The organism is Pelagibius sp. 7325 (assembly GCF_037652055.1).
Classification (GTDB): domain Bacteria; phylum Pseudomonadota; class Alphaproteobacteria; order Kiloniellales; family Kiloniellaceae; genus Pelagibius.
In genome coordinates this window covers 241,276-262,819 of the sequence record NZ_JBBKAH010000004.1, presented here as the reverse complement: position 1 = coordinate 262,819, position 21,544 = coordinate 241,276, and the positions used below count along the sequence as shown (strand labels likewise).

16 protein-coding genes are annotated in these 21,544 nt (G+C 67.7%); 10 read left to right on the top strand and 6 right to left on the bottom strand.

The genetic code is table 11. The annotated features are described in order from the left end of the window. Positions 1–3 precede the first annotated feature (3 nt). From plsY to rpmG, 6 genes are all read left to right on the top strand, one after another. Positions 4–624 (top strand): glycerol-3-phosphate 1-O-acyltransferase PlsY, encoded by a 621-nt coding sequence (gene plsY, locus WDC82_RS14190; protein ID WP_340117991.1) that lies wholly within the window; start codon positions 4–6, stop codon positions 622–624. Positions 625–708: 84 nt separating this feature from the next. Then, the gene (gene dprA, locus WDC82_RS14185; RefSeq protein ID WP_340117990.1) at positions 709–1,866 is read left to right on the top strand and encodes a DNA-processing protein DprA; all 1,158 of its coding nucleotides are present in this window, start codon (positions 709–711) and stop codon (positions 1,864–1,866) included. 123 nt (positions 1,867–1,989) lie between these two features. Then, positions 1,990–4,707 (top strand): type I DNA topoisomerase, encoded by a 2,718-nt coding sequence (topA, locus tag WDC82_RS14180; protein ID WP_340117989.1) that lies wholly within the window; start codon positions 1,990–1,992, stop codon positions 4,705–4,707. A gap of 2 nt (positions 4,708–4,709) precedes the next feature. Beyond that, positions 4,710–7,157: a ribonuclease R gene (gene rnr, locus WDC82_RS14175; RefSeq protein ID WP_340117988.1), complete on the top strand. Its 2,448-nt coding sequence runs from the start codon at positions 4,710–4,712 to the stop codon at positions 7,155–7,157. A 223-nt stretch (positions 7,158–7,380) separates the two neighbouring features. Then, complete coding sequence (locus WDC82_RS14170; protein ID WP_340117987.1) at positions 7,381–8,967, top strand: S41 family peptidase; 1,587 nt, start codon at positions 7,381–7,383, stop codon at positions 8,965–8,967. A gap of 131 nt (positions 8,968–9,098) precedes the next feature. After that, positions 9,099–9,266, top strand: coding sequence for a 50S ribosomal protein L33 (gene rpmG / locus WDC82_RS14165; protein WP_340117986.1), 168 nt, complete (start codon positions 9,099–9,101; stop codon positions 9,264–9,266). An 84-nt stretch (positions 9,267–9,350) separates the two neighbouring features. Here rpmG and WDC82_RS14160 read toward each other — a convergent pair whose 3' ends face one another. Then, complete coding sequence (locus tag WDC82_RS14160; RefSeq protein WP_340117985.1) at positions 9,351–10,772, bottom strand: PleD family two-component system response regulator; 1,422 nt, start codon at positions 10,770–10,772, stop codon at positions 9,351–9,353. A 22-nt stretch (positions 10,773–10,794) separates the two neighbouring features. Beyond that, positions 10,795–11,160: a response regulator gene (locus WDC82_RS14155; RefSeq protein WP_193370874.1), complete on the bottom strand. Its 366-nt coding sequence runs from the start codon at positions 11,158–11,160 to the stop codon at positions 10,795–10,797. 278 nt (positions 11,161–11,438) lie between these two features. Here WDC82_RS14155 and WDC82_RS14150 point away from each other — a divergent pair, with 278 nt between their 5' ends. Both WDC82_RS14150 and WDC82_RS14145 read left to right on the top strand, forming a co-directional pair. Then, a complete protein-coding gene (locus WDC82_RS14150) occupies positions 11,439–12,368 on the top strand; it encodes an ROK family protein (RefSeq protein WP_340117984.1) in 930 nt (309 codons plus the stop codon). Between the two features lie 3 nt (positions 12,369–12,371). After that, entirely contained in the window at positions 12,372–13,691 is a 1,320-nt protein-coding gene (locus WDC82_RS14145) for a DNA polymerase IV (protein WP_340117983.1), read from the top strand. Here WDC82_RS14145 and WDC82_RS14140 read toward each other — a convergent pair. Further along, positions 13,688–14,515 carry an EipB family protein gene (locus WDC82_RS14140; protein WP_340117982.1) on the bottom strand — a complete coding sequence of 276 codons (828 nt, stop codon included), beginning with the start codon at positions 14,513–14,515 and terminating at the stop codon, positions 13,688–13,690. The two genes, WDC82_RS14145 and WDC82_RS14140, sit on opposite strands and share 4 nt — an antisense overlap. A 271-nt stretch (positions 14,516–14,786) precedes the next feature. On the opposite strand from WDC82_RS14140, the gene WDC82_RS14135 reads away from it, so the two are divergent. Continuing rightward, positions 14,787–15,509 carry a GGDEF domain-containing protein gene (locus WDC82_RS14135; protein ID WP_340117981.1) on the top strand — a complete coding sequence of 241 codons (723 nt, stop codon included), beginning with the start codon at positions 14,787–14,789 and terminating at the stop codon, positions 15,507–15,509. A gap of 65 nt (positions 15,510–15,574) precedes the next feature. After that, a complete protein-coding gene (locus WDC82_RS14130) occupies positions 15,575–16,057 on the top strand; it encodes a DUF6505 family protein (protein WP_340117980.1) in 483 nt (160 codons plus the stop codon). A gap of 6 nt (positions 16,058–16,063) precedes the next feature. Here WDC82_RS14130 and WDC82_RS14125 read toward each other — a convergent pair whose 3' ends face one another. From WDC82_RS14125 to aspS, 3 genes are all read right to left on the bottom strand, one after another. Further along, on the bottom strand, positions 16,064–18,280 hold the full coding sequence (locus WDC82_RS14125; protein ID WP_340117979.1) for a methyl-accepting chemotaxis protein: 2,217 nt from the start codon (positions 18,278–18,280) through the stop codon (positions 16,064–16,066). Between the two features lie 387 nt (positions 18,281–18,667). Next, complete coding sequence (locus tag WDC82_RS14120) at positions 18,668–19,690, bottom strand: agmatine deiminase family protein (RefSeq protein WP_340117978.1); 1,023 nt, start codon at positions 19,688–19,690, stop codon at positions 18,668–18,670. Between the two features lie 25 nt (positions 19,691–19,715). After that, positions 19,716–21,491 (bottom strand): aspartate--tRNA ligase, encoded by a 1,776-nt coding sequence (aspS, locus tag WDC82_RS14115; protein WP_340117977.1) that lies wholly within the window; start codon positions 21,489–21,491, stop codon positions 19,716–19,718. Positions 21,492–21,544 lie beyond the last annotated feature (53 nt).

The window sequence follows — 21,544 nt, the reverse complement described above, 5'->3', positions numbered from 1 at the left end:
GCCATGCCCGATCCGATCTCCTGGGAGTTTGCCTGGCCGTACCTCGCGGCGGCGCTGGCCGGCGGCTATCTGCTGGGCTCGATCCCCTTCGGCCTGCTGCTCACCCGCATGGCCGGCCTCGGCGACGTCCGCCAGATCGGCTCCGGCAACATCGGCGCCACCAATGTGCTGCGCACTGGCCGCAAGGGGCTCGCCGCCGCCACCCTGCTGCTCGACGGCGGCAAGGGCGCCGCGGCCGTGCTCATCGCCAAGATGTGGGGACCGGACATGGCTCTGGTGGCCGCCTTCGGTTCGGTTGTCGGCCACCTCTTCCCGGTCTGGCTCGGCTTCAAGGGCGGCAAGGGCGTCGCCACCACCCTCGGCGTGCTGCTCGCCCTCTCGCTGCCGCTCGGTGCCGCCTGCTGCGCCCTCTGGCTCCTGGTCGCCGGCGTGTTCCGCTACTCCTCGCTCGCCGCGCTGCTTTCCATCGCCGCCGCCCCGGTGCTCAGCTGGTTCCTGCTCGGCGACCTGCAGATGGTCCAGCTCACGGCGGTCCTCGCCGCCCTGGTCTGGCTGCGCCACCACGAGAACATCCGCCGCCTGCTGAAAGGCGAAGAATCCAAGATCGGCCGGAAAAAGGTCTGATTTCCGCCATCTGCCACGCCTCCAATCGCCGGAGCCCGCGTGAAGCCCTTGACCCAGGGGACGCGGCCTGATGATTGTAAGGCGATGACGGACGTTGATATTAAACCTCTGAGCGAAGAACGGCGCCTCGACTGGCTGCGGCTCATCCGCTCGGAGAACGTGGGGCCCGTGGTCTTCCGCCAGTTGTTGGAGCGCTACGGGAACCCGGCCGCGGCGCTGGAGGCCCTGCCGGACCTCGCCCGCCGGGCCGGCGCCAAGCGCCGGATTCGTATCTGCCCGCCCGAGGAGGCCGAAGCCGAGGCCAAGGCCGCCCGCAAGGCCGGCGCCTGTCTGGTCGCCCTCTGCGAGCCCGGCTACCCGGCCCTGCTGCGCAGTCTGGAGGACGCGCCGCCGGTGCTGACCCTGCTCGGCGAGGCAGAGACCTTCGCGCCGCCCTGCATCGGCATCGTCGGCGCCCGCAATGCGTCGGCCAACGGCCGGCGGCTCGCCGAGCGCATCGCGGCCGACCTCGTCACCGCTGGCTTTGCCGTCGCCTCGGGCATGGCGCGCGGCATCGACACCGCCGCACACCGCGGCGCCCTGCCGGGCGCGACCATCGCGGTGCTGGCCGGCGGCTGTGACATTATCTACCCGCCGGAGAACGAAGCACTGCACGCGGAGATCCGCGCCAAGGGGGCTGTCCTCTCGGAGATGCCGCTCGGCACCGTGCCGCAGGCACGCCACTTCCCGCGCCGGAACCGGCTGATTTCCGGGCTTTCCCTCGGCGTCGTCGTGGTCGAGGCGGCCAAGCGCTCCGGCTCGCTGATCACCGCCCGCTTCGCGGGCGAACAGGGTCGCGAGGTTTTCGCGGTGCCCGGCTCGCCGCTCGACCCGCGCGCCGGCGGCTGCAACCAGTTGATCCGCGAAGGCGCCGTGCTGATCGAGTCGGCGGCCGATGTGATCGAGGCCCTGGCACCGCTGCACCCGCACGGCCAAGCCGTTCCGCCGGCGCCCCGCAGCCTCGCCCAACCCGGCGCCGCAGCCATCCCGCCGGCGCCGGAACCCGGCAACGCGGAGCGCGCGATCATTGAAGAACTGCTGGGCGCGGACCCCATTGCGGTTGATGAGGTGGTGCGCCTCAGCACCCTTCCCATCGCCGTCGTGCACGGGGTTTTGCTGGAGCTCGAACTGGCCGGAAAGGTCGAACGTCATCCGGGCAACCGATTTGCGCGGCTTTACAAAGCACCCGCCGACCCTTTATGACGACGGGCCTTATCGACCGGCAACCGCCCCCGGCCACCCACGCATGACAGATCAGGGGTTTAGCGCCGCCGCCGGGTGCCGTTAGGAACTTGGTAACGAACTCAAGCGAAATATCCGCCCTTCATGAACGTCGTCGTCGTTGAATCGCCTGCCAAGGCGAAAACCATCAACAAGTACCTGGGCAAGGACTATCACGTTCTCGCCAGCTACGGGCACGTGCGCGACCTGCCCGCCAAGGACGGCTCGGTCCGTCCCGACGAAGACTTCTCCATGAGCTGGCTGGTCGACGAGCGCGGCGAGAAGCGCCTCAGCGAGATCGCCGCGGCGGTGAAGAACAGCAAGCACCTCTACCTCGCGACCGACCCGGATCGCGAAGGCGAGGCGATCTCCTGGCACATCGTCGACGAACTGAAGCGCCGCAAGGTGCTGGACGGCGTCGACGTCGAGCGCGTGGTCTTCAACGAAATCACCAAGAAGGCGATCGTCGAAGCTTTCCAGCATCCGCGCCGGCTCAACCAGGAACTGATCGACGCCTACATGGCGCGCCGCGCGCTCGACTATCTCGTCGGCTTCACGCTGTCGCCGGTGCTGTGGCGCAAGCTGCCCGGCAGCCGCTCGGCCGGCCGCGTGCAGTCGGTCGCGCTGCGCCTCGTCTGCGAGCGCGAGGCGGAGATCGAAGTCTTCAGGCCGCGCGAATACTGGTCGATCGAGGTCAATCTGGAAAACCCGGAAGGCGCGCCCTTCACGGCCCGCCTGACGCACCTCGACGGCACAAAGCTGGATAAGTTCGATCTGGCGGACGAAGCTTCTGCCAGGGCCGCGGCGCACAAGATCGAGGCCGCCGCGCGCCTCGCGGTGGCGCAGGTCGAGCGCAAGCAGACCAAGCGCAACCCCTACCCGCCCTTCACCACCTCGACGCTGCAGCAGGAAGCCTCGCGCAAACTCGGCTTCGGCGCGACGCGCACCATGCGGGTGGCGCAGAAGCTCTACGAAGGCATCGACATCGGCGGCGAGACCGTCGGCCTCATCACCTACATGCGTACCGACGGCGTCACCCTGGCGCAGGAAGCGCTCGACAGCGCCCGCGCCCTGATCGGCGGCGATTACGGCGACGCCTACCTGCCGGACGCGCCGCGCCAGTACAAGTCGAAGCAGAAGAACGCGCAGGAAGCCCACGAGGCGATTCGCCCGACTGACGTGTTCCGCCGGCCCAAGGACATGCGCGGCCATCTCGACGACGACGGCCGCAAGCTCTACGAACTGATCTGGAACCGCACCGTCGCCTGCCAAATGGCCAGCGCCGAACTGGACCAGGTCGCCGTGGACATCGACGTCGACGGCAAGGTCGCCCGCCTGCGCGCGACCGGCTCGATCGTCACCTTCGAAGGCTTCCTGAAGCTCTACCAGGAAGACAAGGACGACAGCGTCGATGCCAAGAGCGCCGAGGACGACGACAGCACCCGCGACCGGCGCCTGCCGAAGCTGAACGAAGGCGACACCGTCAAGCGCGGTGAGGTTCTGCCGGAGCAGCACTTCACCCAACCGCCGCCGCGCTACAGCGAGGCGAGCCTGGTGAAGAAGATGGAAGAGCTCGGCATCGGCCGCCCTTCCACCTATGCCTCCATCCTGCAGGTGCTGCAGGACCGCAACTACGTGCGCATCGACCGCCGCCGCTTCGTGCCGGAGGATCGCGGCCGCCTGGTCGTCGCCTTCCTCGCCAGCTTCTTCGAGCGCTACGTACAGTACAACTTCACCGCGGAGATGGAGGAGAGGCTCGACGACATCTCCGGCGGCCGCGTCGACTGGCGCCGCGTGCTGCGCGACTTCTGGGAGGCCTTCAGCACCTCCGTCGACGGCGCCAAGGATCTCTCGATCACCGAAGTGATCGACGCGCTCGACCGCGACCTCGGCCCGCACTTCTTCCCGGTCGATCCGAACAACCCGGGCAAAGACCCGCGCGCCTGCCCGGCCTGCGGCGAAGGCCGCCTCGGTCTGCGCCTCGGGCGCAACGGCGGATTCATCGGCTGCTCCAACTATCCCGAGTGCCGCTTCACCCGCCCGCTCGCGGTGCCGGGCGAAGAGGACGACATCGGCGTCGACCTGACCAATCCAAAGGTGCTGGGCCAGGACCCGGAGAGCGGCAAGGACGTCACCCTGCGCAAGGGACCCTTCGGCATCTATCTGCAGCTCGGCGAGGCCGAGGGCGACGAAAAGCCCAAGCGTGCCTCCCTGCCGAAGAACCTGGCCCCTGCGGAGATCGACCTGCAGACCGGCCTTGCCCTGCTTGCGCTGCCGCGCGAAGTCGGCATGCACCCGGAGGACGGCAAACCGCTGACCGCCGGCATCGGCCGTTTCGGCCCCTACGTGAAGCACGGCTCGACCTACCGCTCGCTGACCGAGGGCGACGATGTCCTCACCATCGGCCTCAACCGGGCCGTGGCCCTGATCGCCGAGGCGCCCCAGCGTGGCGCCGGCGGCGGGCGGCAGCTCGGCGCGCATCCCGAAGACGGCAAGGTGGTCAGCCAGGGCAAGGGCCGCTTCGGCCCCTACGTAAAGCATGGCAAGCTCTACGCCACGATCCCGGCGGACATCGATCCCGAGAGCGTGACCCTGGAGCAGGCGCTGGAGTTGCTGAAGGTCCAGGCGGAGAAGAAGGCGGCCAAGGGCGGCGGCGCCAAGAAGGCCCCCGCCAAGAAAGCGGCCAAGAAGACCGCCAAGAAGAAAGCGCCGGCCAAGAAAGCCGCGGCGAAAAAATCTGGCACCAAGAAAACCGCCGCCAAGAAAGCGCCCAAAAAGAGCGCGGCGAAGAAGAAGTCCGCCGACGAACCGGCGGCTGACTGACCTTGGCCGGCAAGACGGACTCCGGCAGAAAGGACCCGGGCAGAAAGGACAAGGCCGCGTCGGCGCCCTTTCCCAGCAAGGAACAGGTCCTCGCTTTCATCAATGAGAGCGCCGAGCCCGTTGGCAAGCGCGAGATCGCACGCGCCTTCCGCATCAAGGGCAGCAACGACCGCATCCGCCTGAAGGCATTGCTGAAAGAGCTGAAGCAGGACGGGTTGCTGGAGAAACAGCCGTCGCGGCGCCTCTCCGGTCCTGGGCGCCTGCCCAATGTGCTGGTGGTCGAAGTCAGCGAGATGGACGAGGACGGCGAACTGCTCGCCCGTCCGACCGTGTGGGACGACGACAAGGGCGCACCGCCGCGCATCTATGTGGCGCCCGACAACCGCAGCCGCGCCGTGCTGGCGATGGGCGAGCGCGCGCTGGTGCGCCTGCAGCTCGCCGACGACGGCACCTACGAAGCGCACGTCATTCGCAAGCTCGACCGCCCGACGCAGCGGGTGCTCGGCGTCTACGAACTGGGCGATCAGGGCGGCCGCCTGCGCCCCACCGACAAGCGGGCCAAGAAGGACTTCATCCTGCGCGCGGCCGAGGCCGGCGGCGCGGCGCCGGGCGAACTCGTGCTGGCGGAGCTCCTGCCGCAGCGCGGCCGGCGCGACAGCCTGGGTCTGCGGAGCGTGCGCGTGCTGGAGCGGCTCGGCCGCGGCGACGATCCGCGCTCGCTCAGCCTCATCACGCTGCACGAGCACGGCCTCATCAGCGAGTTTCCGCAAAAGGCCGTCGCCGAGGCCGAGGCCGCGACGGCGGCGCCGCTCGGCCGGCGCCAGGACCTGCGCGACATTCCGCTGGTCACCATCGACGGTGCCGACGCGCGCGACTTCGACGATGCCGTTTATGCCGAAGCCGACGACGACCCCAAGAATCCCGGCGGCTGGCACCTGCTGGTCGCCATCGCCGATGTCGCCCACTACGTCACGCCCGACAGTGCGCTCGACCGCTCCGCCTACGCGCGCGGCAACTCGACCTACTTCCCGGACCGGGTGCTGCCGATGCTGCCGACGGCGCTGTCCAACGGCTGGTGCTCGCTGAACCCCAACGAGGACCGCCCCTGCATGGCGGTGCACCTGTGGATCGACGCCGAGGGCAACGCGCTGAAGCACAAGTTCGTGCGCGGCCTCATGCGCTCGGCCGCCCGCCTCACCTACGAGGAGGTCCAGGCCGCCCGTGACGGGCAGCCGGCCGTCGACGGCGGCGCAGGCGACAACGGTGCGGTGCTGTCCGCCGTGCTGCCCAGCCTCTACGGCGCCTTCGAGGCACTGCTGAAGGAGCGTCACGCGCGCGGTACCCTGGAACTCGACCTGCCGGAGCGCAAGATCCGCCTCGCCGAGGACGGCAGCGTCGCCGCCATCGAGACCCGCGTGCGGCTCGACAGCCACCGCCTCATCGAGGAGTTCATGATCGCCGCCAACGTCGCGGCGGCCAAGGAGCTGGAGCGTCTGCGCCAGCCCTGCATGTACCGCATCCACGACAAGCCCGACCCGCTGCGCCTGGCGGGTCTTGCCGAAGTGCTGCGCGACCTCGGCCTGCGCTTCAACGCCTCCCAGGTGGTGCGCCCCAGCGCCCTGACCCAGCTGCTCACCAAGGTGGCGGGCAAGCCGGAAGCGCCGCTGGTCAACGACCTCATCCTGCGGGCGCAGAGCCAGGCGGTCTACAGCCCCGACAACATCGGCCACTTCGGCCTGGCGCTGACCCACTATGCCCACTTCACCTCGCCGATCCGGCGCTACGCCGACCTGCTGGTCCACCGCGCGCTGATCGGCGGTCTGAAGCTGGGCGATGACGGCCTGCCGCCGGGCAGTGAGGCCCTGTTCGAGGAGATGGGCGGCCACATCAGCGCCACCGAGCGCAGCTCGGCCGCCGCCGAGCGCGACGCCGTCGACCGCTTCACCGCCGCCTTCCTGCAGGAGCGTATCGGCGCCCGCTTCTGGGGCCGCGTCAACGGCGTCACCCGTTTTGGCCTGTTCCTCACCCTGGACGACAGCGGCGCCAGCGGCCTCATCCCGATCAGCACCCTGCCGCGCGACTTCTACCACCACGTCGAAGCCCGCCATTCCCTGGAGGGCGAGCGCTGGGGGCGCGTCTACCGCCTGGGCGACCGCCTTCAGGTGCGCCTGGTGGAGGCTGAACCGATGACCGGCGGCCTGATTCTCGCGCTCGACGAACCCGAGGATGGCGAAGCCGGCCCAGGAGATCAGGACGCCGAGGCCCCCCTGCCCGGCCGGCCCGCGGGAAGGAAGCGGTCCCGAAAAAAGCCACAAAAGCGGACTAAAACCGACGGAACAGGGAAAAAGAAAGCAAAATCAAAAGGATCGACCCGTGCCTCGCGCAAAGCGGAGCGCTCTGCCAAGGGCGGCGGCACGGCCGCCAAGGGCGCCGATCCGCGCAAGCGATAGGCCCGGCCCGCACGCGCGTAAAACCGCAAATTGTTACTCGTGTGTTAACGAATCTTTGACCCTGGCAGGTGCTTACTGGACTCCTAGACTTGGCCAAATGGCTTTTAACGAATGAAATTGCACTTTGCGCATAGTTAACGACTTCGTTTATTGTTGTTTTCGCAGGGAGCGCCAGGGGTTGCACGGATTGCACAAGTTGCGCGGGTTCATCAGCCGACATCGGTTGCCGGTCTTCGATATGCACGGCCTGCTGCGCCGCGCCGGACCGCTTTGCCTCGCTTTCCTCATGGTGGCCTGCGCCTCGCAGGACAGCAGCGCCCCGCTGGGCTACGACGAGGCCCGCGCCGAGCGGCTGTTTACCGCCAGCTATCAGGACGTCAGCGACATCTACATCGAGGAGGTCTCGGTCTCCGACCTCGCGATCGCCGGCATGGGCAGCCTGGCCAGCATCGACCCGGCAATCGACGTGGAGGCGGACGGCACCCGCCTGCGGGTCAGCGTGGACGGCCGGCCGATGGCCAGCTATCCGCTGCCTGCCAGCAACGACGCCCAGGCCTGGGGCGCCCTGACGGCGGCGGTCATTTCCGCCTCGCGCTATCATTCCAGCGACCTGGAGAACGCCGATCCGGAGCGCCTCTACGAAGCGGTCTTCGATGGCCTGCTGACCCAGCTCGACAGCTTTTCCCGCTACGCCGGCCGCGACGCGGCGCGCGAGAACCGCGCCAGCCGTGACGGCTTCGGCGGCATCGGCGTGCGCATCCGCCTCATCGAGGAAGGCGTCCTCGTCCTCTCGGTGATGGAGGACACGCCGGCGGAAACCGCGGGCATTCTCGAGGATGACGTGATCGTCGCCATCGACGGCAGCAGCGTCGAAGGCCTCGACCAGCTCGACGTGGTGAACCGGCTACGCGGCCGCACGGGCTCCGAGGTGATGCTCTCGATCGAGCGTGCCTCGGAAATGGCGCCGCTGACGCTGGCCGTGATGCGCAGTCATATCGTGCCGCAGACGGTCAGCTACCACCGCGACGGCAACCTCGCCTACATTCGCCTGAGCGGGTTCAACAAAAGCACGGTCGACGGCCTGCGCCAGAAGATCCGCCAGGCGCAGAACGAGATCGGCGGCGACCTGCGCGGCTACATCCTGGACCTGCGCGGCAATCCCGGCGGCCTGCTGGAGCAGGCCTACTGGGTCTCCGACGTCTTCGTGACGCGCGGCCGCATCGTCTCGACCCATGGCCGCCACAACGACAGCCACCAGTACTTTCCGGCCAAGAGCGATGACCTGACCGACAACGCCCCGATTGTGGTGCTGATCGACGGCGGCTCCGCCTCGGCCGCCGAGATCGTCGCCGCCGCCCTGCAGGACTCCGGCCGTGCGGTTCTGGTCGGCAGCGGCTCCTACGGCAAGGGTACGGTGCAGACGGTGCTGAACCTGCCCAACAACGGCGAGTTCATCCTCACCTGGGCCCGCTTCCACGCTCCCTCCGGCTACGCCCTGCACCGCCGCGGCGTGCTGCCGGACATCTGCACCACCGGCGATGTGGCGACCTCGGCCGACGTGATGAACATGATCCAGACCGGCGTCCTGCCGATCGCCGCGGACCTGCGCCGTCTCGACATCGACACCAACGACGATGCCGCGGTGGAGGCCCTGCGCACCCACTGCCCGGCCCGCGAGGACGAGGCGGAGATCGACATGCAGGTCGCCCGCCAGCTGCTGGCGGAGCCGGGGCTCTACGCCCGTGCCCTGCACGCCCAGCCCGATACCGCGGCGACCCAGCTCGCTCCGGCCGCGGGCTCGGGGTCCTGAGTCATATAGGATTTAATTCCTTCGAGAGAAATGAGGCCTAAGCCTCTCCCCCAGCAGCATTTCCTTGACACCCGGCCAGGGCACAGTATTTTCCCGGCAACCTCGACGAGTTCAGGCAAAGGACAGCGGACATGGCCAAGCCAGCCACGCAATTGATCAAGATGGTGAGCACCGCGGACACGGGCTATTTCTACGTGGCCAAGAAAAACCCGCGCACCATGACCGAAAAGCTGGAGATGCGTAAGTACGATCCGGTCGCGCGCAAGCACGTGACCTTCAAGGAATCGAAGATGAAGTAAGCGGGGGTCCCGCCTGCTCCACGCATCCTGCTTGATGCATCCAAGCGGCCGCCCCCGGGCGGCCGTTTTGCTTTTGGGAGCCGGCTAGTCGCCGGCGGCGGAGTGGCCGGTGGAGCGCTGTCCGCGCCTGTCGAGCTCGGCCGAGCGCACGCAGTTGCGGCCGTTGCCCTTGGCCCGGTAGAGCGCATCGTCGGCGCGCCCAATCAGCGCCTCGGTGGTTTCCGTCGGATCGCGCGTGGTGGCGACGCCGACCGAGATGGTGACCGCCAGCATGCCGGCATCGCCGGAGATGCTGAAGAGTTGGTCGCCGACCAGGCCGCGCACGCGTTCGGCAACGCTGACGGCTACCTCGATGTCCGCATCGGGCATCACGATGACGAACTCCTCGCCGCCGTAACGCGACAGCAGATCGATGTCACGCACGCCGCGCGAGACGCGCTTGGCCAGTTCGACCAGGACCTCGTCACCGCTATTGTGGCCGTAGGTATCGTTGATGCTCTTGAAATTGTCGATGTCGAACATCAGCACCGACACCGGCTTCACCGTCTCCGCGATCTCCATGATCTTGCGGTCCAGGTGGGCGTTCATGTAGCGCCTGTTGTACACACCGGTCAGGGTGTCGGTGTAGGCCAGCGCCACCGACTTCTGCAGCATGTCGCGCAGCTTGTCGTGGTAACGGCGCCGGCGAATCTGGGTCCGCGTGCGTGCGCGCAGTTCGTTGCGGTCGATCGGCTTGATGAGATAGTCGGTAACGCCGATCTCCAGCCCCTTGGGCAGCCGCGGCAGGTCTTCCTCGTCCAGCAGCAGCAGGATCGGCACGTGGCGTGTCTCGTCGTGCGAGCGGAACTGCGAGCACAGGCGCAGGCCGTCCTCCTGCCCCAGGTGCAGGCTGACGATCAGCAGGTCGAAGGCCTCGCCCTGCGCCGTGTCCAGCGCCTCGCGGCACGACTTCACGTGAAAGGTCTCGTGGCCGTCTTCCGCCAGGTAGCTCTTGACCTTGCCAGCCAGGGTCTCGCTGGGATCGGCCAGCAGGACCCGCGCATCGCCCATGGCCTCGGCCATTTCCAGGTCGGTTTCGGCCAGCACGGTGCCGTTGCCGCTCGCCGCCTGGCGCACGCGCAGTTCGTCCATCATCTGCTTCAGGCGCGCCAGCGAGCGCACGCGGGCGAACAGCGCGATGTCGTTGACCGGCTTGGTCAGGAAGTCGTCGGCGCCCGCCTCCAGACCGCGCACGCGGTCGGCCACGTCGCTCAGCGCCGTCACCATGACCAGGGGGATATGGCAGGTCTCGGCGTCGGCCTTCAGCCGGCGACACAGTTCGAAGCCATCCATGCCGGGCATCATCACGTCGCTGAGGATGAGGTCCGGCGCTTCGCTGTGCGCCAGTTCGATGGCCGAGGGGCCGTCGGACGCGGTGACCACGTCGAAGTACTCGGCGGTCAGCTTGACCTCGAGCAATTTGACATTCGCGGGAATGTCATCGACGACCAGGATCCGCGCGGTCATAGGTGCAAACTTTCCGCCGCGCCTAGCTGAGGAACCGCTCGACGGTCTCCAGGAAATTGGTCACGGAAATCGGCTTGGCGATGTACGCCTCGCAGCCGCCCTCGCGGATCTTCTCTTCGTCGCCCTTCATGGCGAAGGCCGTGACGGCAACCACCGGGATCGACTTCAGATTGTCGTCTTCCTTGATCCACTTGGTGACCTCCAGGCCGGAGACTTCCGGCAGCTGGATGTCCATCAGGATCAGGTCCGGATGATGCTCGCGAGCCAGACGCAGCGCTTCCATACCGTCCTTCGTCTGGAGGATATTGTAGCCGTGCGCTTCAAGCAGATCGTGGAAGAGCTTCATGTTCAGCTCGTTGTCCTCCACAATCAGGACGGTCTTCGCCATTCCAGCCTCTTTGACGGTATTCATTCCATTCATCATGTCGCTTGCCCTGACCTTTGGACTCGTGATGTGAGGGCACTGTCCTCCGAGAAAAGACGGCACCGCCAACTTCTGGGTGCCGGGAGGCCTGGGACCGCAGTGCCATGGCAGCGCCATGCTTGCGGAAGACCTTTGACCGGCATCCCTTCATTGATAAGGCGATAAAGTTAATTTTCGGTAAGCTTTGATAACGAACCTCCGCCTGAAGTGCCGCTTTTTGGCGTTAATAAGACAGGAGAATCATGCAGATCGGCGTCGACCTCGGGGGCACTAAGATAGAAGCAGCCGCCCTCGCGCCCGATGGCAGCCTGCTCACCCGCCGGCGTCGGGCGACCCCGCGCGAGGACTACGGCGCCACCATAGGCGCGATTGTCGCCTTGGTTCAACAAGTTGAGGCGGAGACCGGCCGCTCCGGCAGCGTCGGCGTCGGCATCCCGGGCGCCCTGTCGGCAACCACTGGTTTTATCAAGAATTCCAGCTCTACCTGGCTTCTGGGCCGGCCGCTCGATCGCGACCTCGCCGCCGCCCTCGGCCGGCCGGTGCGTCTGATGAACGACGCCAACTGCCTGGCGATTTCGGAAGCCGCGGACGGCGCAGCCGCCGGCATGGAGGTCGTCTTCGGGGTCATCCTGGGCACCGGCGTCGGCGGCGGCCTGGTCGTCGGCGGCCGGGCGTTGATCGGCCGCAATGCCATCGCCGGCGAGTGGAGCCACAATCCCCTCCCCTGGCCCGGCGAGGCGGAGCGCCCCGGGGCGGCCTGCTACTGCGGCAAGCACGGCTGCATCGAGACGTTCCTCTCCGGTCCCAACCTGGCGCGCGATTACCGCGAGGCCGGTGGCGATGCGATCGACGCGCCGGCCTTGGTCGCCCGCGCCGAGGCCGGCGAGCCCGCCGCGCTCGCCGCGCTGGCGCGCTACGAGGACCGCCTGGCGCGCGCGCTGGCCGGCGTCATCAACATCGTCGATCCCGACGCCGTCGTGCTGGGCGGCGGCATCTCCAACGTCGACCGCCTGTACCGCAACCTGCCGGCCCTGCTGCCCCGCTATGTGTTCTCGGACCATGTCTCGACCCCGGTGCTGAAAGCGCGCCACGGCGATTCCAGTGGTGTCTTCGGCGCCGCCCGGCTGTGGCGGCCGGAGGAACTGGACGCCGCCCTCGCCAAGGCGGGATGAGCCATGCCCGGCCTGTGCCGCGACTGCCTGGAGACTTTCACTGAGCCCAAGGAAGGCGGGGCGCGGTCACCGCGCTGTCCCCTCTGCCAGAGCCCGCGCATGCTCTGGCACCCGGACCTGCACCGGCTGTCGTTGGCGCACATCGACTGCGACGCCTTCTATGCCAGCGTCGAGAAGCGCGACCGGCCGGAACTGCGCGACAAGCCGGTCATCGTCGGCGGCGGCCAGCGCGGCGTAGTCTCCGCCGCCTGCTACGTGGCGCGCATGTACGGCGTCCACTCGGCGATGCCCATGTTCAAGGCGCTGAAAGCCTGCCCCGACGCCGTGGTCATCCGCCCCGACATGGCCAAGTACAGCGAGGTCGGCCGCGCCATCCGCGAGCGCATGCTGGCCCTGACACCCCTGGTCGAACCGCTTTCCATCGACGAGGCCTTCCTGGATCTCTCGGGCACCGAGGCGCTGCACCACGGCTGGCCGGCGCGCAGCCTCGCGCGCCTGGTGAAAGGAATCGAGGACGAGATGGGCCTCACCGCCTCGGTCGGTCTCAGCTATTGCAAGTTCTTCGCCAAGGTCGCCTCGGACCTGGATAAGCCGCGCGGCTTCGCGGTGCTCGGCTTCGACGCGGCCGCCAGCTTCCTCGCCGACAGGCCCGTCGGCATCATCTGGGGCGTCGGCAAGGCGTTGCGCGCGACCCTCGCCAAGGACGGCATCACCCTGGTGCGCCACCTGCTGCCGCGTTCGGAAACCGAACTGGTGGCGCGTTACGGCAGCATCGGCCACCGCCTCTATCACTTCGCGCGCGGCGAGGACGAGCGCCGCGTCATGCCCGACTCGCCGGCCAAGAGCATCTCGGCGGAGACCACCTTCAACCAGGACATCGCCACCGCGCCGCAGCTGCTCGATGAGCTGTGGCCGCTCTGCGAAAAGGTCGCGCGCCGCCTGAAGCGCGCCGGCCTGGCCGGCCGTTCGGTACAGCTAAAATTGAAGACCGCCGACTTCCGCCTGGTCTCGCGCTCGCGCCGCCTGGGCGACGCCACTCAGCTGGCCGAGGAGCTCTACCGCACCGCCCTGCCGCTGGTGCGCCAGGAGGCTGACGGGCGCGCCTTCCGCCTCATCGGTATCGGCGCCGCCGATCTGGTGTCCGCTGCCGAGGCGGATCTGCCCGACCTGCTCGATCCGGGACGTGAAAAACGAGCCAAGGTGGAGCGGGCGATCGACCAGGTCCGCGCCAAGCTGGGCGACCAGTCGATCGGCAAGGGGCGCGCCCTGCCCAAGGCAACGCCCAGGAAGAGTGATCCGAAGAAGAACGAGCAGAGAAGCTAGAACCTGCCGCCACAGTCCGGCGCCGGCAGCGGCGAAAGCTCGAGAAGCTCGGAGGTCAGCACGAAGTCGCCGTAGTCGAGGCTCATCTCATCGACTACGCCGTTGGCGAAGAGACGCAGGCCCTGCTCCTGCTCCGGCTCCACCGAGGCGGCTTCGGCGCCGTAGAACGCGAGGTTCACCCGCCAGGACGGCACGTCGCGCAGCAACGGGTTGGGCAGCGGCGGCGGCGCGCCCGGCGGCAGACGACGCGACAGCGCGGCCGAGACGCCGAACAGGCCTTCGTCGCCGGAGCCGTCAAATACCAGGGCCCAGGTGGACGTCGCATCACTGACTGCGTTTTCCAGCACGTAAAGGGTGTGGCGCGTGGGAAACAGTGTGCCCGCCGGCAAGGCGACCTCGCGCCGTTCGGGATCGTGGAAGACGGCGGTGCCGCTGCCGTCGGGTCCCAGTTCGGCGTCGCCGCGCACGTCTTGGCTCTCGCCGGCATCGTCGAAGCGGCGGATGAAAAAGCGGTAGCGCCCACCGTCCTTCGACTCCCACGAAGACAGGCTCCACCCGAAGCTGACCGTCAGGCCCTCCTCGTAAAGCAGCGCGATGCGGAAGCGCTGGTTCACCGCCCAGCCGTCGCAGACGTCGGACCACTCGAATTCGAAACGTCCCGCGGCCTCGACCACGGAACTGGACGCGCTGAGATTTCCAAGCGACAAGGCATAGACCGCCTTGTGCGGCAGCAGCGGCTCTGCCGCCGGCGTCGCGGTGGCAGAGGGTGCCCCGACGGACACGCAGACCAGCGTGAGCAACAACTTTGCCGTAATGCGTCGCATAGAATTCCCCCCAATCGGCCCACATTTTACCGCAGGCGACCTCAAGACCTAAGCCTCAAGTGGTTGAAATTCGGCTAAAAAAGCAAATCCGCATTGGGGGTGGCACGAGAGGCAGCAGGGCCGTGGCGGCAAAATCTGCCGCCTGCGCGGCAGGACTCGCCGGAGAGAGTCTGGGGACGCGCTGCTAAGTTATTGAAATCACGAGCGCCCCCTGTGGCCTGATCATTGCATTTGAATCGGGTGTGAGCCGCCAAATGCAGGAACGACCACCATGATTCCGAGCATGCTCGAAGACGTGAAGATCGAGAGCCTGATCCGTCAGGACAATCTCCCGCAGCTGTGCTCTGCGGCCGACCGCCTGCGCCATGCGGCCAAGGATAACCCGCGGGGTCTCGATGCGGCCGCTCTCCAGTTGCTCGACGAGTTACTCACCGCCGCCGCCGAAGCCGATCAGACCCTGGCACTGCAGCGCGCCCGCATCCGCTATCTGGAATCGCTGTCCATCACCGACGAGATGACCGGCTTGCTGAACCGCCGCGGCTTCGAGACGGAGCTGTCGCGCGCCCTCGCCCGTGCCCGCCGGATGAACGAGACCGGCATGCTCATCATGTGCGACCTCAATCACTTCAAGGCCATCAACGACACCTACGGACACCCCGCCGGCGACGCCATATTGCGTGCCGTCGGCAAGCTGCTGAAGCGCAACACGCGTGAGAGCGACTACGTCGCCCGCGTCGGCGGTGACGAGTTCGCCGTCGTCATGACCCATACCTCGCTGGCGCAGAGCGAGCACCTCGCCGACAAGCTCTCGACCCTGATCAACAGCCTGACGGTGCCGTGGCAGGACGGTCACCTGCCGGTTTCCGCCGGCTTCGGCATGGCGGCCTACAACCGGCTGAGCCAAGCCGAGACGCTGCTCTTCCTGGCCGACCAGAACCTCTACCGCAACAAGTCGCCGCGCCTCGTGGAGGCAGCTGCCCCCAAGGCGGTCTGAAGCGGACCGCGCGACCGATCACACCGGCTGCGCCCCGCGCCCGGCTGGTGTAGGATCGCAGCGCCATGCAGTTGCCCCGCGCCATCCGGCTCGACCAATCCGACCAGCACGTCTTCGAACGGCCCTGCGAGCCGGGAGAATGGGCCGTCCCCGGCGGCTTTGCGTATTGGGAGGTTGACCCCGCGAGTCTGGAAGGCAAGGCGCAGCTCGCCTTCCGCAGCGGATGGCTCGGTCTCACGTCCTTCGGACATACCACGCTGGTGGAGATCGCCGAGATCGACGAGGCCGCGTTCTTCGCGGCGGTGGAACGCCTCGCCCGCCATATCGAGGCGACTTATGGCGCGCCCAACTTCGGCCATGCCCTGGCGGCGGCGCGTCAGGAGATCGACGACGCCGCGGCGCTCTGCGAACACAAGCTGGGCACCCTGCTCGCCGTCGAGCGCGCACCGAGCGACGAAGGCTTCGTCGAACGCTTCCGCGTCATCGAGCCGGCGCGCGCCGCCGACCATGCCAAGATCTGGCAGGTCGTGCCCGACGACGACGGCTGAGAACGATCACGCGCTGCGCACCTGCTTCAGGAAATCCAGGACCTGGATCTTCAGGCCGTTGGCTTGCTCGGCCAGGGTGGTCGAAGACCCCAGCATGTGGTCGGCCGCGCTGCTGGTTTCGGTGATCGCCTCGTGGACCCCGGCGATATCGCTGCCGGCCTGCTGCGCGCCGGCCGCCGCTTCCTGCACGTTGCGGGAAATTTCCTGCGTCGCCGAGGACTGCTGCTCCACAGCGGCGGCGATGGCGGTGCCGATGCTGTCGATCTCGGAGATGGTGGTGGTGATGTCCTTGATGGCCGTCACCGCATCGCGCGTCGCCGTCTGAATGCCCCGGATCTGTTCGGCGATGTCTTCGGTCGCCTTGGCGGTCTGCGTCGCCAGGCCCTTCACCTCGCTGGCCACCACCGCAAAGCCCTTGCCCGCCTCGCCGGCGCGCGCCGCCTCGATGGTGGCGTTCAATGCCAGCAGGTTGGTCTGCTCGGCGATCTCGGTGATCAGCTGGACCACCTCGCCGATCTTCTGCGCCGCCGCCGAGAGACCCTCGACCTGGGCGTTAGTCTTCTCGCCCTTCTCCACCGCACCGGACGCGATGGTCGACGACTGGTTGACCTGGCGCCCGATCTCCTGGATCGACGAGGCAAGCTCCTCGGCCGCGCTGGCCACGGTCTGCACGTTGGTTGCGGCGCGCTCGGCCGCCGAGCCCGCGGAATCGGCCTTGGTGCCGGCGCCGCGCGCCGTGTCGGTCAGACTCATGGAGGACGTCTGCACGTCCTTCGACGCGCTGGTGACGGACTCCACCACGCCCATGACGCTCGCCTCGAAGTCGTCGGCCAGCTCGATCATGGCCTCGCGGCGCTCTTTCGCCGCGGTCTCGCGCTCTTCCGCGAGCTTGGCGTTCGCCCGCTCGACCTCGGCCAGGCCGTCACGGAACACACTAAGGGTCTTGGCCATCTCGGTGATCTCGTCGCTGCCGGTCACCGCGACCTGGGTATCGAGCTTGCCGTCGGCCACGGCGCGCATGGAGATCGCGACCGCCGTCAGGCGCCGCACGAGGTTGCGCCCGACGTAGAGCCAGGCGATCAGGCCGGCGAAGGCGAAGCTCGCGCCGGCGATGGCGATCAGCCAGAACTTGCCGGTGGCGATGGCCGCATGCGACGAGTCGGTGCCGGCGTTCAGATCATCGCCCGCCACCTTCACCAGGCGGTCGACTTCCGCCGCCAGTTCGACCGAAGACGTGCGGCTCTGCTCCAGCAGGTCGTGCGCGCCCGAGGCCGCCGCCAACTCGGCCTCCCGCAGTTCGAAGACATTGCCCGCCTCGGCGCCATGGGCTAGCAGCCGCTGGATCTGGGTATCGAGGCTTTCCTTCATGCTGTTGTCGGGAATCTGGCCGAAGCTCTCCAGCAGGCTGGCACGCGCCGCATCGAAGCGGTCCCGCAGGGGCTGCAGCGCGGCGACGTCGGCCGCCTGGGCCGCATCCCGGAGAATGCTCTGTAGCAGATTGGCCTGGGCCTCCGTGCTCAGCACCGCCAGCAGGCCGGCGACGCCGGTCTGAAACAGGTCGGTGACGGCACTGCCGCCGGCGTCAGCCGCCTCATCCGCGGCGACCGCCAGCATGAAGGAAACGTCGTCGGCCATCGGATTGGTCAGCCCCAGAATCTCGTTGTGGGCGACCGCCATCTCCTCGGTCTTCGCGTCACGCTCGGCGCGCAGCTGCAGCATCTCGGTCACGGCGGCGTTGAGCTGCTGCAGGGTGTCGGTCGTCTGCCGCGTCAGCTTGGCGACCGCCTCGACCTGCTTGGAATCGCCGAAATGCTTGCCCAGCGCGCTCAGCGTGCCGCCGAGCGAGGAGATCTTCAGAAACAGCCCGCCGTTCAGTTTGCGCCGCTCTTCGTCGTCCTCGGCGGCGACCAGGGCGGGGGCCTCGGCGGAGAGCGCGGAGCTGGCGGCCGCCAGCCGCAGCGCCTCGGTCATCGCCGGCACGTTGCGGTCGGTCACCCGCTCCAGCACGGTGCCGACGTTGGTGAAGGAGAGCCAGGCGACGCCGCTGGCGGCGAGGGTCAGGAAAGCGACCCCCCAGAAGGCACCCAGCAGGCGCACGCCGATACCGAAGCGATGCGACAGCAGCCGCGCCGGCTTCTGCCTGGGCTGCCCTTTGTCCCTGCGCAGCCGCTTGGGCCACCACTTCTTTACACCGCGCGGCGAATCCTGCGTCGCTTCACTCATGAGCTGTTCCCCCAAGAACTCTGGCGGCAGCCGCCGCCTTATCCCAAACCGCAAAGAGGAGACGGACCGCTTTCTTCGCGGTTCTCATTCCTCCCGGCATCTCTGTCCCGGCAAAAGGCCGTAGGCGAGCAATAGTGAAGGGATATTAACCATGGCTTAATTTCATACCGGGCGCGCAGTTCGCCCCGGCGGCGAGTTGCCGCCCCTCGGAATTCCGCCGGTTTCAGGCGCCCCCGGGAACAAGGCAGCAATTCCATCCACTTACGAGCGAGAATCCCTCGCCCTTAAATTATTTTCTGCTTAATGTTTTCAGCTAAGGATTGCAGTCGCGCCGGCAAGAAAAAAATCTCGGAAAGGAACCGGAATGCGAAGACCGGCGAAGCTTTACTAGGCCCGCGGCTGCTGCTGGGTGATGCAGTGGATGCCGCCGCCGCCGGCGAGGATGGGCAGCGCCGGCACCTGCGTGACCCTGCGCTCCGGAAAAGCCTTGGAGACGATGTCGTAGGCCAGGGCATCGTTGGCATCGTCGAAGGACGGCATGACGATGCCGCCGTTGGCGATGTAGTAGTTCACGTAGGACAGCGCCAGGCGCTGGCCGTCCAGGTGGCGGGCCTCGCGCGGCAGCGGCAGCTCGATGACCTCGAGCGCCCGGCCTTTGGCGTCGCGCGCCTGCTTCAGGCGCGCCAGGTTGTCGCCCAGGATCGCGTGGTTGGGGTCGGCCGGATCGTCACAGGTAACGGCCATGACGACACCGGGCCGGACAAAGCAGGCGATGTTGTCGACGTGGCCGTCGGTGTCGTCCTTGTCCAGCCCCTGGCCCAGCCAGACGAAAGCCGATACGCCGAGATAGCGCCGCAGCAGATCCTCGATGGCCGCGCGGTCGAGAGCGGCATTGCGGTTGGGGTTCAGCAGACACTCCTCGCTGGTCAGCAGAGTCCCTTCCCCATCGACATGGATGGAGCCGCCTTCCAGCACCAGCGGCGGCGCGTAGCGCGGCACCGCCAGCTGCTCCAGCACCCGCCCGGCGATCCGCGCGTCCTCGTCGAAGGGATGGAACTTCTCGCCCCAGGCATTGAAGCGCCAGTCGACGCCCCCGAGCCCGCCCTTGCCGTCGACGACGAACGTCGGCCCGCTGTCGCGCATCCAGGAATCGTTCAGCGGCAGCGCCTGAGTGGCGACCGTGGTGCCGCAGCGCGCGGCGGCCTCCGCCACCTCGGCCGCGTTGGCCAGCATGGTGACCGGCTCGAAAGCCGAGATCGCCCGGGCCACGGCCGCATAGGCACCGCGCGCCGCGTCGAGCCCGTCGCCCCACAAGCTCTCACGGCAGGGCCAGGCCATCCAGCAGCGCTCGTGCGGCGCCCACTCGGCCGGCATGAAGAAGCCGTCATCGGCAGGAACGCGCTCAGCCATGGATCCCCCTTCGCGTCCGCCCGCGCTATTCCGGCGCCAGGTCGAGCTTGATGTGAAGCTCGCGCAGCTGACGCTCGCTGACCGGCGCCGGGGCCTGCATCATCAGGTCCTCGGCCTTCTGGTTCATCGGGAAGGCGACCACCTCGCGGATGTTCGGCTCGTCAGCCAGCAGCATGACGATGCGGTCGATGCCCGGGGCGGAGCCGCCGTGCGGCGGCGCGCCGAACTTCAGCGCCGAGATCATGCCGGTGAACTGCTTGTCGACCTGCTCCTGGCCGTAGCCGGCGATGGCGAAGGCCTTGTACATGACCTCCGGCAGGTGGTTCCGGATCGCGCCGGACGACAGCTCGACGCCGTTGCAGACGATGTCGTACTGAAAAGCCAGGATATCCAGCGGGTCCTTGGTCTCCAGCGCCTCCAGACCGCCCTGCGGCATGGAGAAGGGATTGTGGCTGAACTCGACCTTGCCGTCGTCGTCCAGTTCGAACATCGGGAAGTCGACGATCCAGCAGAAGCGGAAAGCGTTCTTCTCCAGCAGATCGAGCTCGCCGCCGAGGCGGTTGCGCACCTGGCCGGCGAGCTTTGCCGCCGGCAGTGCCTTGTCGCAGGAAAAGAACACCGCGTCGCCGTCCTTCAGGCCGGCGGTCTGCTTGATCTGCTGCAGGCGCTGCTCATCCAGGTTCTTGGCAATCGGGCCCTTGGCCGCACCGTCCTCGCCGTAGATGATGTAGCCGAGGCCGGCGGCGCCCTCACCCCGGGCCCAGTCGTTCAGCTTGTCGAAGAAGCTGCGCGGCCGGGCGGCAGCGCCCGGCGCGGGGATGGCGCGCACCACCGACCCCGCCTCCACTTGCTTGGCGAAGATGCCGAAGCCGGAGCCGCGGAAGGCCTCGCTGACGTCGACGATCTCGATCGGGTTGCGCAGGTCCGGCTTGTCGGAGCCGTACTTCAGCATGGCATCGCGGTAGGCGATGCGCGGGAACGGCGCCGGCGTCACCGTGCGGCCGTTGGCGAAAGCCTCGAACACGCCGTGCAGCACCGGCTCGATGGCATTGAAAACATCGTCCTGCGTCACGAAGCTCATCTCGAAGTCGAGCTGGTAGAACTCGCCCGGCGAGCGGTCGGCGCGGCTGTCCTCGTCGCGAAAGCAGGGCGCGATCTGGAAGTAGCGATCGAAGCCGGCGATCATCAGCAGCTGCTTGAACATCTGCGGCGCCTGCGGCAGCGCGTAGAACTTGCCGGGATGGATGCGGCTCGGCACCAGATAGTCGCGCGCGCCCTCCGGGCTGCTGGCGGTCAGGATCGGCGTCTGGAACTCCTGGAAGCCCTGCGCCACCATGCCCTCGCGGATCGCCTGGATCACCTTGCCGCGCAGGCGGATGCGGGCCTGCATTTTCTCGCGGCGCAGGTCCAGGTAGCGGTAGCGCAGGCGCGTCTCCTCGCCGGCATCCTCGTCGGCGTTGACCTGCAGCGGCAGCACGGCGGCACGCGACTGCACCGCAACCTCCTCCACCTGCAGCTCGATCTCGCCGGTCGCCATGATCGGATTCACGGTCTCCGCGGTGCGCTTCACCACCGGCCCGGTCAGCGTGATCACGCTCTCCACCCGGGCATTCTCCAGCTGGGCGAACAGCGGGCTGGAGACGTCGATGACGCACTGGGTGATCCCATAGGTATCGCGCAGGTCGATGAACAGCAGCTGCCCGTGGTCGCGCTTGCGGTGGATCCAGCCGGACAGCCGGACCCGCTCGCCGGCATGGGAGGGACGCAGTTCGCCACAGGTGTGGGTACGGTAGGGATGCATGGGAAGCACTTCCGGGAAAAATGTCTGCAGGGGCGTGGAAAACAGCGCGCAAG

Coding starts and splice junctions, on each gene's coding strand:
- WDC82_RS14125 (WP_340117979.1), bottom strand. CDS start 18,280: ATGAGTGAAGCGACGCAGGATTCGCCGCGCGGTGTAAAGAAGTGGTGG.
- dprA (WP_340117990.1), top strand. CDS start 709: ATGACGGACGTTGATATTAAACCTCTGAGCGAAGAACGGCGCCTCGAC.
- WDC82_RS14130 (WP_340117980.1), top strand. CDS start 15,575: ATGCAGTTGCCCCGCGCCATCCGGCTCGACCAATCCGACCAGCACGTC.
- WDC82_RS14140 (WP_340117982.1), bottom strand. CDS start 14,515: ATGCGACGCATTACGGCAAAGTTGTTGCTCACGCTGGTCTGCGTGTCC.
- WDC82_RS14120 (WP_340117978.1), bottom strand. CDS start 19,690: ATGGCTGAGCGCGTTCCTGCCGATGACGGCTTCTTCATGCCGGCCGAG.
- WDC82_RS14155 (WP_193370874.1), bottom strand. CDS start 11,160: ATGGCGAAGACCGTCCTGATTGTGGAGGACAACGAGCTGAACATGAAG.
- WDC82_RS14145 (WP_340117983.1), top strand. CDS start 12,372: ATGCCCGGCCTGTGCCGCGACTGCCTGGAGACTTTCACTGAGCCCAAG.
- aspS (WP_340117977.1), bottom strand. CDS start 21,491: ATGCATCCCTACCGTACCCACACCTGTGGCGAACTGCGTCCCTCCCAT.
- topA (WP_340117989.1), top strand. CDS start 1,990: ATGAACGTCGTCGTCGTTGAATCGCCTGCCAAGGCGAAAACCATCAAC.
- rpmG (WP_340117986.1), top strand. CDS start 9,099: ATGGCCAAGCCAGCCACGCAATTGATCAAGATGGTGAGCACCGCGGAC.
- WDC82_RS14150 (WP_340117984.1), top strand. CDS start 11,439: ATGCAGATCGGCGTCGACCTCGGGGGCACTAAGATAGAAGCAGCCGCC.
- WDC82_RS14135 (WP_340117981.1), top strand. CDS start 14,787: ATGATTCCGAGCATGCTCGAAGACGTGAAGATCGAGAGCCTGATCCGT.
- WDC82_RS14160 (WP_340117985.1), bottom strand. CDS start 10,772: ATGACCGCGCGGATCCTGGTCGTCGATGACATTCCCGCGAATGTCAAA.
- plsY (WP_340117991.1), top strand. CDS start 4: ATGCCCGATCCGATCTCCTGGGAGTTTGCCTGGCCGTACCTCGCGGCG.